This window comes from Microcoleus sp. PH2017_35_SFW_U_B (assembly GCF_020737865.1).
In the GTDB taxonomy this organism is placed as follows: Bacteria; Cyanobacteriota; Cyanobacteriia; order Cyanobacteriales; family Microcoleaceae; genus Microcoleus.
In genome coordinates, this window is sequence record NZ_JAEQDE010000094.1 from 26,386 (window position 1) to 37,412 (window position 11,027).

The window sequence follows — 11,027 nt, forward strand, 5'->3', positions numbered from 1 at the left end:
TCAGTTAAATGATTAATAATACAAGAGCGATCGCATCATTAAATTTCCCAGAATAGGAGAATGTAACATGACAGTTAGGCTAGCACTTTCAGTCAACGGTTCGCGCCTCAACAGCAGCATTGCCCAACTCGCCCAAATCGGCAAACTGCCGGGAGGAGGTGTCAGTCGGGTAGCTTTTACCAAAGAAGATTTGCTGGCGCGCAAACTTGTTGAGTCTTGGATGCGAGAAGCAGGGATGACTGTTCGGATTGACGCGGCCGGAAATACAATTGGCAGATATCCCGGATTGCGCGAAGGTGCCGCACTAGCAACCGGTTCTCACATTGATACTGTTCCTACGGGGGGGCATTTCGACGGAGTTTTGGGAGTTTTGGCAGGAATTGAAGTCGTGCGGGTGTTGCGCGAAAACGGCCTGCGCTTGGAACACGCCATTGAGACGATCGTATTTACCGACGAAGAAAGCACCGTTATCGGCTGCAAAGCGATGGCGGGAAATACAGTCAACAACCCCGAATATTACCGTCGCAGCGATGGCACTTCCATCCAAACTTGTTTAGCACAAATTGGCGGAGATTGGTCAAAAATTGCCGAAGCAAAACGCCATCCCAAAGAAATAGCAGCATTTGTGGAATTACACGTCGAACAAGGAGGTGTTTTGGAAAGTACGGGCGACTGCATAGGAGTAGTCAAAGGTATTGTCGGACAGTACCGCCTGGGAGTGAGAGTAACGGGCAGCCCCAATCATGCTGGATCGACGCCCATGCACGCCAGAAAGGATGCGCTGGTAGCGGCTTCCCAAATGGTACTAGCAGTCAACAAACTGGCAGTAGAAACACCAGGAGAACAAGTGGCAACGGTAGGTTACTTAACTGTGTGGCCGAATGCTACGAATACTGTGCCGGGAAAAGTCGAGTTTAAAATCGACTTGCGCGATTTGTCTGAAACTAATTTGGAACAGTTGTTAGCTAAAATGAAATTGGAGTTTCAAGCAATAGCCTCTGCCACCCAAACCGAAATCGAAATAACTCAATTGCTGCACGTACAGCCAACACTAGCAGCACCAAAGATTCAGAATGCAATTGTAGAAGTTTGTCAAGAATTAGGGTTTAGTTACAGGCATTTAATTAGCCGGGCCGGACACGACGCCCAAGAAATCGGACGCTTTACCGATATGGGGATGATTTTCGTGGCTTCTCGGGGCGGCATCAGCCATGCAGAAGATGAGTATACTTCGCCAGAACAGTGTACTCAGGGGGCGAATGCGCTGCTGCAAACCTTCCTAAAGCTCGATCGGCTGTATGCTGCTAAGGGCGATCGATTCATGGAGTTGTAACGCATCATTAAAACGTGAGAATAAGTGACTGCTGAGAATCTAAAAAATACGCCAATATTATCCGTTTCGATATTTCCTTTAAATTTGTAGGAGCTCTTACCCCCCGTGCCTACCCTATCTATCGGGTTCTTCACGAGGGGGGAAGAGCTCCTACAAGAATTATGCAAATGATTTAGGATTGCTATAGGTAAGTCCTAAGGAATGAAAATTAAATAACTTCCACAGGTTTTATACTTCTTGTGGGATGGGCGTCCCGCCCGTCCAGAAAGGGTGGGCGAGGTGCCCATCCCACAGACTTGTGTAAATTATTTAATTTGCGATCCTAAGCTGTTCTGCATTTAAATTGAATGTCAAAAAATAATCCCCCTCTTGTGGAGTGGGCCAGAAGAACTCGCCCTGAACATCCAATTTAAATGCGTGACAGCTTATTCATAAACCAGTAGTAAGCTGTTCTGCATTTAAATTGCATCTCAAAAAAATCAGACAATGAGTGGGGTGGGCGTCTCGCCCGCCCTGAATATACAATTTAAATGTGCGACAGCTTAACACAAGATGCTAATTTATAATTGCTAATAGGGAACAATTGCAAGTCTGAAGAAGTCGTTAAAAATTGTCTAGAGCAGCTAGCAAAAAAATAGTAATCTAGATAAGGGTATTGGCCAAGTAATTTTTAGCAACGATGAAATTAAATCGGTCTGGTATTTCTAAATGGTTGACAATCCTATTTGCTAGTATTTTAATCACTTTCGCCTTGCCTTTGCTGGCTAGGGAGATTCAACTGCCGGGGAGTCGGTGGGTAGAAGTACGGCAAGTTAGGGGAAGCGTAACATATCAAGGCAGACCAGCAAAAGTGGGCGATCGCCTGACAACAGCCGGCCAGCAAATCTCCACAGGCAAAAACTCTAGCGCGGTTTTAGCGGTAGACACTGGCATCGCTACGATTAATCTAGCAGAATTAAGCACCGTCCAAGTTAAAGGTCTGTCCGTTGCTGTCAATGGAGGTAGAGTTACCTTGCTGTCAGTCCCCGCAGGATTGGCAAGAGTTTCGGCCCGACGCTTGACTAACGCCAATTCGCGCCTAGAAATTAACAGCCCAGCGGGAGTTGTGGGTGTCAGGGGGACTGAGTTCGCCGTGGGTGTTGGCCCAGAGGGAAAAGCCGCAACTGCCTTATTTGAGGGGAAGGTTGACGCTAGCGCTCAAGGGCAAACTGTGAAGATAGAAAAGGGCTATGCTTCCGTCACTTTTCCCGGCAATCCTCCCAATCCACCCCAGGCATTCAAAGAAAATCTGAACTATGAATTGATCAGTTTATCAGCCATCAGTCAAGACAAAGTTCGATGCATTTGTACTGTCGATCCGCTGAATTTAGTGTATTTAAACGGCCAACCCTTAAAGATGGATCGAACAGGTAAAATCGACGAGATAGTGCCGAGACCAGCTAACTCTGACTACTGGCTAGTTGTTCGCAGTCCGGTGGGAAATGAGGTGTCTTATGAACTCGGTGCTAGTTTACTTAAGAAATAGATAATGACTCAATTAATAATCCCTCGTTTGCGAGTTTTTTTTACCCGCAGCCAATCCTTACTGCCGGGGGTTGCTGCTGCTCTTATTTCCTTGGGCGCGTTGCATTTGGGTGGCTGGAAACCGCTGGAACAACTGAGTTCTAACAGCCTGTTTCAACTTCGCGAAAGTCGAATTTTACCCAAACCTATTTGGGATAAACGAGTGGTGGTCATTGCCATAGACGAAGCAAGTTTAAGAAAGTTGGGGAGATTTCCGTTTTCGCGCGATCGCTACACTCAATTATTACAAGCCCTTTCCCCTGCTAAACCCGCAGTCGTTGGTTTCGACATTATTTTTGCCGAATCCAGTCCCCAAGATGACCAACTTGCAGACGCTATGAGTGCAACAGGTAATGTAGTGTTAGCTAAGGCTTGGGATGACCGAGGAAAACCGCTACCAATTGTACCAACTTTAGAAGCCGCAGCCGCCGATCGAGGTCATATTTTCCATAAGTCAGACACAGATGGAATCGGTCGTCAAGCCACGCTGTGGTTGCGAGATATTCCCTCATTGGGAATTGCCATGCTGCGAGTTTACAACGCCGACAAGCAACCGCAATCTGGAGGGCTAGAAAAGTTTTTATCACCGCCTAATAACGGCAGTCTAGAATTTTACAGTGCAGGGATAAATTGGCCTGGAAAAACGCAATTTCTACCGACTTATTCGTTTGCTGATGTTCTGGAAGGTAAAATTACCACAGATGCTTTTAAAGACAAATTGGTATTAGTAGGTATGACGGCAACAGGTTTAGATCCTTTGCGGACTCCTTTAAATCAAATTTCACCCACCAGTGGGATTTACCTTCATGCCGCAGTTATCGATAACTTGCTAAATAACCGACTGCTGCAACCTTTACCTGGCTGGACAAGTTGGCTGATATTACTTTTAATTGGGCCAATTACTAGCGGAATATTATCGAAATCTGGGCCCAGGGGACGAATTGCGATCGCTATCCTTTTCCCTCTAATCTGGTATGCAGTTTCTTTCTTATTATTTACGTTTAATTCTCTACTAATGCCCATTGCTGCACCGATTGGTACGATCGTCTTAGCTGGAATTGGACTGCAACTGCGAGAACAACAAGAGAAACAACAATTAATGAGCCTATTTGAAAAATACATGGCAAAAGAAACTGCTGAATTAATTTGGCAGCGAAAAGACGAAATCTTTAAAAATGGCGAACTGCAACCGCAAGAAATGGTCGCTACGGTTTTATTTATGGATATTCGAGGGTTTACTAGCATTTCCGAGCAACTATCTCCAGATGAATTGATGCCTTGGCTAAATCTATATTTAAATGCCATGAGTGAGTGTATTATGAATCACGGCGGCGTGATCGATAAATATATTGGCGATGCAATTATGGCAATATTTGGCATTCCCTTTCCTCATACTAAACCTGAAGAAATCAAACAGGACGCTCAAAATTGTATTGCCGCTTGTTTGGATATGTCAGAACGATTGAAAGAATTAAATCAGAAGTTTCAAAGGGAAGGAAAGCCAAAAATTGAATTCGGAGTTGGCATTCATACAGGGTCGATTATTGCTGGAACTGTCGGCGGCGGGAATCGATTAAATTTTTCGGTTTTAGGAGATACTGTGAATATTGCCGCCAGGTTAGAACCAATGAATAAAGATATTAAAGAAGACAATCCTTATCGAGTATTAATAACAGGAGAAACCTGGGAATTGGTGAGCGATAGCTACGAAGCAAAACCCGTTAAGAGTATTCAATTAAGAGGCAGAAAACAAGAAACAACTATTTGTGCGCTTGTTGGCAAAAAATGAAGATGATTTTCGTGGCTTCTCGGGGCGGCATCAGCCATGCAGAAGATGAGTATACTTCGCCCGAACAGTTTACTCAGGGGGCGAATGCGCTGCTGCAAACCTTCCTAAAGCTCGATCGGCTGTATGCTGTGTATGCTGCTAAGGGCGATCGATAATCTGCGTTCAAAGCGATGTATGGTGCGTGACAGCGAATAGATTTGTGCGGTAGTATAAGAACTCAGCATTCACGCACCGCAACTTTATATAATAGCAGAGTTTTTTAGCTAAATTGATATTATATCTAGGACTTCGAGTTACCATATAAAAAATACAAGCCAGCGTGGATATCAACCAACAAAAAGAACAATTTAGCAACACCTACCTGCAAGCCATCGCCAGCGTTGCAGGCTATTCTCTTTACAAACCATTTGTAGACGACGATAGCGTAGACTGGGGAATTGCTGCCAAAGGAGGGACAGGTAGCATCCGAGCACCTCGCTTAGAATTGCAGTTAAAATCGACATCAAGGGATGTTCGAGAAAATAACTCGATTCGCTACCCTCTCAAACTCAAAAACTACGATGACTTGAGAATAGATGACTTCGCCGTACCCCGAATTTTAGTTGTTGTTTTAATCCCCGAAACAATAGCAAACTGGTTAACTCAGTCAGAAACAGAAACCTGCATGAAGGAATGCGGATATTGGATATCCCTGCGGGGAATGCCAGAAACACAAAACACCACCGCTGTCACAGTCACTATACCGAGAACTAATCAATTTACAGTCATCGCCCTTCAGTCAATTATGGAGGGGATTAGCCAAGGAGTTCAACCATGAAAGTCACATTCCAAGATAGCGAAACCCTCCAAACAGTCAACCTAAATCAAGTTAGAAATTACCTGCAAATTCACGGGTGGAATGAAGACAAACCTTTCTTAGAAAATGCCACACTTTGGCACAAACCAGTCGCCGGAGAGGAATTTGAAATATTACTCCCCAACCAACAAAATCTCGGAGATTATGCTGCCCGAATCCGGGAGATAATCGAAATATTAGAATCCGTAGAAAATCGATCGCAAAGTGAAATTTTAGCAGACTTAATTACCGGGATTCCCAATACAACTATTCAGGGAGTCGTGATGCAAATTCACACGCCCAACGCCGACAAACTAAGTGGCGAAATTACCTTAGTCGGTGTAATTGCCGACAAATTACAGAAAATTAAAACCGAACTTGCAGACAAAGATTATATCCTCGCTATCAAAGCTTATCAAGAACGCTTGCCTTTCATCTGTACGGGAGATTTAATCAAAGAAAATCAAACCTTTACTCTGAAAAATCCCCGCAACTTTACTCTAGATAATTTATGGCAAAATTAACAGATAATGTTACAGGAGTGAGAGCGCGGGAACTCTTGGTACTGCCCCTATAGAACAAATATCCGCATAAATCTTACTTGCTAAAACTCTAGCCAAATTAACAGGTACGGCATTCCCAACCATTTTGTAGCCGTCAGCAATATACTTGTACTTGAAAATAAAGTCATCCGGGAAAGTCTGAACTCGCGCACACTCTCGCACAGAAAGCCGACGGTAAGGCTGAGGCGAATTCGGATCAAAAATGCGCTGATCTTTGCCAACTAAAATCATTTTACTAGCTTGAGGGTGCAGAGGTGCGTGTCTGCCGCTGGCCTGAATTGTAAAGGAAGATTCACCCCAACTTCTAACTCGATTCCGGGACATATAAATGCTGGAAAAACTCAAATCTGCACATTCGTGATTTGCGACAGAATCGTGATAATTATCTACTTTACTCTTGACTGGAATTGGGGCGATCGCCTGCAAGTCAAAAATTGCATCTTGCAGCGTCAAAACCTCGGTTCCAGGTGCGGGAAACTCAAAACCAAAACCCAGATCCTGACGATAACCGATCACAATCACCCTTTGCCTATCTTGGGGAACACCAAAATTTTTAGCATTCACCAACTTGAACGAAACCCGATACCCAAGTTCCTCAAACTGCGATAATATATAAGTGAAAGCATCCTGATTTCTGGGCGCTAAGATGCCGCTAACATTCTCAGCTAAAAAAAACAAAGGCTGCTTGTCTCGGACAATTCTAATATACTCCCAAAAAAGCTGACCCCGAGAATCATCAATTCCCCGTTTCGCGCCCGCCGCACTCCAACTTTGACAAGGAGGCCCGCCAATAATCCCAACACAGTCAGGAATTTCATCAGAATTAATTTTTCGGATATCTCTGCGATCTAAAATAGTTTCAGGATGGTTAAATTGATAGGTATCCCAAATAGTGCGATCGTACTCATTAGCCCAAACCGGATTAAACCCAGCCCGACGAAAACCTAAATCCAATCCACCACAACCCGCAAACAGAGAAATAATATTCAAAGCCACCTTTTGTTACCCGCAATAAATACAATAAATTAATAATAAAACTTTCTTTGATGAGATATCTGTCTCTTGCTTCTCTCACTCTGCGCCCTCTGCGCCCTCTGCGGTTAAAGAAAAAAATATAATTCACAAACAAACAGAATTTATAATCCTCAATGAATGCAAACTCCATCCTCAAATCTTACCAACACTTCGGCGTCCACCTCGGCCTCGAAAGAATTCACCAACTCCTCGAAAAACTCGACAACCCCCACAAACAAGTACCCATTATCCACGTTGCCGGCACAAATGGCAAAGGTTCCGTTTGCGCTTATCTCTCATCGGTACTCACAGCAGCAGGTTATCGAGTCGGGCGCTACACATCCCCGCACTTAATCGATTGGACAGAAAGAATTTGTATCAACCAAAAACCAATTTCTACAATAGCATTGCAAGACTGTTTAGAAAAAGTTGTCCGCGCTGCTGAAGGTAATACGGAAACTCCGACTCAATTTGAAATCATCACCGCCGCAGCTTGGCTGTATTTCGCCGAACAAAAAGCAGATATTGCAGTGATTGAAACCGGATTGGGCGGTAGATTAGACGCGACTAATGTTTGCGAAACTCCGCTTGTGAGTGTGATTACTTCTATCAGTCTCGAACACTGGCAAATCCTCGGCCCGACTGTCGCTGATATTGCTGGGGAAAAAGCGGGAATTATTAAATCAAAGTGTCCGGTAGTTGTCGGAGAGTTGCCGGAATCTGCTAGATTAGTAGTAGAAAAACGCATTCAAGAATTAGGTTGTCCGGCTGTTTGGGTAAAACCTGCGGTGGATTTAAAAGACGGATTTGCAGAATATTATCCAAGTCCAGAAATCGGCGTTAATTCTGATTTTTCTGGTGTTAAAATAAGATATAAATTGCCATTGCTGGGACAAGTTCAATTAATGAATTCGGCGATCGCACTTGCAACTCTCCACACCCTGCAAAACCTAGGATGGCAAATCTCCCAAAGTGCGATCGCCAACGGAATCGCTCAAACCCAATGGCCGGGAAGACTTCAGCAGACAACTTGGAACAACCGCAACATCCTGATTGACGGCGCGCACAACCCTGCTGCTGCGATCGCCCTGCGCGAATATGTAGACAATCTTACCGCTTCCCCGTCGCCGATTAACTGGGTAATCGGGATTCTCGCGACGAAAGACTGCGATGATATTTTACAAGCATTACTCAAAAAGGGCGATCGGCTTTATCTCGTTCCCGTACCCGATCAAAACTCAGCATCCCCCACAGAATTAGCCGCCATTGCTGAAAATATCTGCCCTGAATTAACTCTCACTCAAGCTTTTCCCGACTTAACAACAGCTTTAGATGCGGCTGTTACCGACGAAAACCTCACAATCCTGTGCGGTTCACTTTATCTAGTCGGCTATTTTCTGCAACAACAATCTCAAACTTAAACGCATCAGGATTGTGTTTCTTCCTCTGTAAAAATGGGAGGCCATAATTCCGAAACGGGCAATTCCCAACCGGGAAAAAGCTCTGGTACTGTTAAAATATCGCCATTTGCTAAAATAGTCGGTTCACCAGTCGATCGATAAATTGCCACTGTTTCCTCATCAGGATCGATCAGGATGCCGACAACCGCACCCAGCTCTATAAACTTCAAAACCTTAGTTTCTATAGCCTTAATGCGATCGCTTTGAGATTTAATCTCAACCACCAAATCGGGAACAAGTTCACCAAAATAACGCGGACTTTGGCGCAAGCGGGCCGCCCGCACAAACGAAACATCTGGCGCTTTGACGTTGGTATTCGGCATGATGAAACCGCCTGCGGAGTCAAACACTCTCCCCAAGCGGCGTGGATTTATCCAAGCGAAGAGAAAGGCGATGAGACGGCTACTGATTTCACTGGATACAATGTCTGATGGGCCCATAACTGAAATTTTCCCGTCTTCTAGTTCAATTGTGTAATCTAAACCCGCTTCGGAAAAAAGGGTCTGAACTTGGTTTAAATCTTTGACTGTCATCGCTGTCATAAAAGTTTTCTCCCATTATTCAGTTGAATCTTAATTCTAACATAACTCAGAATTTACAACAAATGAATAATTTAAAAGGCGACAAAACACACAATATAATATATTACAATATAATTATCGAATTAAAATAAACCAAATGACCACTACATCCAAAAAGGAACCAACCTTGGTAGATGTAATTGAGAAACTGGACAAGCTATCGACAGATGTGGACAAGCTATCGACAGATGTAGATAAGCTATCGAGGGATTCCGAGAAGTTTAACGATCGCTTTTCTAACTACCAGCAAGCAACTCAGTGGGTAGTACAACTTGCTTTCACTTTAATTGCTAGTGCCACTATTACAGTGATTATCACTTCGGTACTGCGGAAATAATAAATTCAGGGAGAAGTCAGAAACCGGGTTTTTGACGACAATATTTCGCCACAGCCCTCAGATTATGAAAAACCCGGTTTCTTGGGCATTGATGCACATCGCACTTTTCACCTCAATAAGGGCGATTCACGCTCGGGATACCTGCGCTTCACGCCCTTTCGATAGCTTGGAGAAGCATCCAGGGCGATCGCACGGGATTGTTCAGCGTTCCTCCTTCTGTTAAAATATCTAAACCTTTGCCATTTCCCGAATAATCTGTCACTTGACCACCCGATGATGCACCGACGCTGATGATATTGTCAAACTGAAGGGATGCTTTGCCTAAAGCTGATATTTCTTGGGGATTATTGCCAGCAGGAACGACAACAACGATGTGATTTTTGCGAGCGTATTCTAGGGCATTTTCTTCGGCTTCTGTCAGTTCGTAGCGAGAAACTATTTTGCCGCTAACATCAACTTGAGTTAGTTCAAAACTAATGTTAACAACTGCATTGAGTCGATCGGATTTTTTGGCGTTATCGACAAATTCAATTAAGGATTCTGCCCAACTGTTATTGCCACTAGCCCTACCTAACCAAATCGGTGCTTCATTGTTAATGCCGTCGATGCCTTTGCTATTATTTTGAGTGGCGGCAATTAAGCCTAAAACATGAGTTCCTTGTTCGCTGCCTTCACCGGATTGAATTAAGGGATTATCATCATTAGCAATGCGGTCTTTTCCGAGAGTAATGCGGCTGTAGTCTATGTCGAAATTATTGGCATTAAATCCTGTACTAATAATACCGACTAAGGGTTGAGATGCTTTTGAAAAAGGGAATGAGGTAGTCGTTGTGACTGGATTCGAGCCGATATCTTGTGGATAATTTGTGGGTTCTGTATTGGTTTTTTCTTGACTATTTGTGGCTATTATGCTGGTTGCATTGGGTGCGACAGGTTGAGTTATTGGAGCAACTTCTTGAATAGAAATTGCTGGCTGGCTGTTGGTAGAAATTGCTGGTTTAGCTAATTCTGGTATTGCCGTTACTGGCTTGCTATCTGTCGCAATTGATTGATTGACAGTCGAAAGTTCTTGAGGATAAATATTTGGCTTGCTTTCGTGGACTATCGGCTGAAAAGTTTTACCAGATGCTTGAGTAGAAATTGCTGGTTGTTCATCGGTTTTAGGGCTGAGAGTAACAGCAGGTTGTGGTTGATTTATCTTGGTTTCTGTCTCAACGGTTGAAATGTTTTTAGGCGCAGGTTGAGGTGCAATTGCTTGAGATTCGATTTCAACTGATTTCGTTACAGTTTTATCTGAAGCCGGTGCATCTTTTGTGGTAGTAGAAATAGGGGTTGCGATCGCCTCTTTTTCTTCTTTTATTGTCAACGGATCGATGACTGTTGGAGATGAAGTCACCGAATCGGTTTTGACAGACTCATTCGGAGTGGAAGTCAGTACGATCGCCAATTTCTCATCTTCAGCCTTCACCTCAGACACGACAGCCTTGTCTGAAACCGGCAAATCCTTGGTAGAAGTATCGATCGAATCTTCAGCCTTCACCTCAGACACGAC

At 44.0% G+C, this 11,027-nt stretch carries 11 protein-coding genes; 8 read left to right on the forward strand and 3 right to left on the reverse strand.

Annotation, left to right across the window (positions count from 1 at the left end):
• Positions 1–67: 67 nt before the first annotated feature.
• From JGK36_RS25080 to JGK36_RS25105, 6 genes are all read left to right on the forward strand, one after another.
• Positions 68–1,333, forward strand: a complete 1,266-nt coding sequence (locus JGK36_RS25080; protein WP_293198396.1) for a Zn-dependent hydrolase — start codon at positions 68–70, stop codon at positions 1,331–1,333.
• 679 nt (positions 1,334–2,012) lie between these two features.
• A complete protein-coding gene (locus JGK36_RS25085; RefSeq protein ID WP_293182047.1) occupies positions 2,013–2,858 on the forward strand; it encodes a FecR domain-containing protein in 846 nt (281 codons plus the stop codon).
• Positions 2,859–2,861: 3 nt separating this feature from the next.
• Positions 2,862–4,685 carry an adenylate/guanylate cyclase domain-containing protein gene (locus JGK36_RS25090; RefSeq protein WP_293191528.1) on the forward strand — a complete coding sequence of 608 codons (1,824 nt, stop codon included), beginning with the start codon at positions 2,862–2,864 and terminating at the stop codon, positions 4,683–4,685.
• Positions 4,682–4,840 (forward strand): hypothetical protein, encoded by a 159-nt coding sequence (locus JGK36_RS25095; protein ID WP_293191526.1) that lies wholly within the window; start codon positions 4,682–4,684, stop codon positions 4,838–4,840. The genes JGK36_RS25090 and JGK36_RS25095 overlap by 4 nt, the downstream gene beginning before the upstream one ends.
• 164 nt (positions 4,841–5,004) lie before the next feature.
• Positions 5,005–5,502 carry a DUF4365 domain-containing protein gene (locus JGK36_RS25100; RefSeq protein ID WP_293182041.1) on the forward strand — a complete coding sequence of 166 codons (498 nt, stop codon included), beginning with the start codon at positions 5,005–5,007 and terminating at the stop codon, positions 5,500–5,502.
• Positions 5,499–6,044, forward strand: a complete 546-nt coding sequence (locus JGK36_RS25105) for a hypothetical protein (protein WP_293198399.1) — start codon at positions 5,499–5,501, stop codon at positions 6,042–6,044. Before JGK36_RS25100 ends, JGK36_RS25105 begins: the two co-directional genes overlap by 4 nt.
• A 9-nt stretch (positions 6,045–6,053) precedes the next feature.
• Here the strand turns inward: JGK36_RS25105 and JGK36_RS25110 are convergent, their stop codons facing one another.
• Positions 6,054–7,073, reverse strand: a complete 1,020-nt coding sequence (locus JGK36_RS25110; RefSeq protein ID WP_293198401.1) for a DNA cytosine methyltransferase — start codon at positions 7,071–7,073, stop codon at positions 6,054–6,056.
• A 158-nt stretch (positions 7,074–7,231) separates the two neighbouring features.
• On the opposite strand from JGK36_RS25110, the gene JGK36_RS25115 reads away from it, so the two are divergent.
• Entirely contained in the window at positions 7,232–8,518 is a 1,287-nt protein-coding gene (locus JGK36_RS25115; RefSeq protein ID WP_293198404.1) for a folylpolyglutamate synthase/dihydrofolate synthase family protein, read from the forward strand.
• A 5-nt stretch (positions 8,519–8,523) separates the two neighbouring features.
• On the opposite strand, the gene JGK36_RS25120 is transcribed toward JGK36_RS25115, so the two are convergent.
• Positions 8,524–9,099 (reverse strand): Uma2 family endonuclease, encoded by a 576-nt coding sequence (locus tag JGK36_RS25120; protein ID WP_293182033.1) that lies wholly within the window; start codon positions 9,097–9,099, stop codon positions 8,524–8,526.
• A gap of 136 nt (positions 9,100–9,235) precedes the next feature.
• Between JGK36_RS25120 and JGK36_RS25125 the strand changes: the two genes are divergently transcribed.
• Complete coding sequence (locus JGK36_RS25125; protein ID WP_293198407.1) at positions 9,236–9,475, forward strand: hypothetical protein; 240 nt, start codon at positions 9,236–9,238, stop codon at positions 9,473–9,475.
• Positions 9,476–9,623: 148 nt separating this feature from the next.
• On the opposite strand, the gene JGK36_RS25130 is transcribed toward JGK36_RS25125, so the two are convergent.
• Positions 9,624–11,027: S8/S53 family peptidase (locus JGK36_RS25130; protein ID WP_293198410.1), on the reverse strand; the 1,404-nt coding region annotated here is incomplete at its 5' end.

Excerpts from the sequence above, each read along its gene's own strand:
- JGK36_RS25080 (WP_293198396.1), top strand. The coding sequence starts at position 68 with ATGACAGTTAGGCTAGCACTTTCAGTCAACGGTTCGCGCCTCAACAGC.
- JGK36_RS25090 (WP_293191528.1), top strand. The coding sequence starts at position 2,862 with ATGACTCAATTAATAATCCCTCGTTTGCGAGTTTTTTTTACCCGCAGC.
- JGK36_RS25085 (WP_293182047.1), top strand. The coding sequence starts at position 2,013 with ATGAAATTAAATCGGTCTGGTATTTCTAAATGGTTGACAATCCTATTT.
- JGK36_RS25115 (WP_293198404.1), top strand. The coding sequence starts at position 7,232 with ATGAATGCAAACTCCATCCTCAAATCTTACCAACACTTCGGCGTCCAC.
- JGK36_RS25105 (WP_293198399.1), top strand. The coding sequence starts at position 5,499 with ATGAAAGTCACATTCCAAGATAGCGAAACCCTCCAAACAGTCAACCTA.
- JGK36_RS25120 (WP_293182033.1), bottom strand. The coding sequence starts at position 9,099 with ATGACAGCGATGACAGTCAAAGATTTAAACCAAGTTCAGACCCTTTTT.
- JGK36_RS25095 (WP_293191526.1), top strand. The coding sequence starts at position 4,682 with ATGAAGATGATTTTCGTGGCTTCTCGGGGCGGCATCAGCCATGCAGAA.
- JGK36_RS25125 (WP_293198407.1), top strand. The coding sequence starts at position 9,236 with ATGACCACTACATCCAAAAAGGAACCAACCTTGGTAGATGTAATTGAG.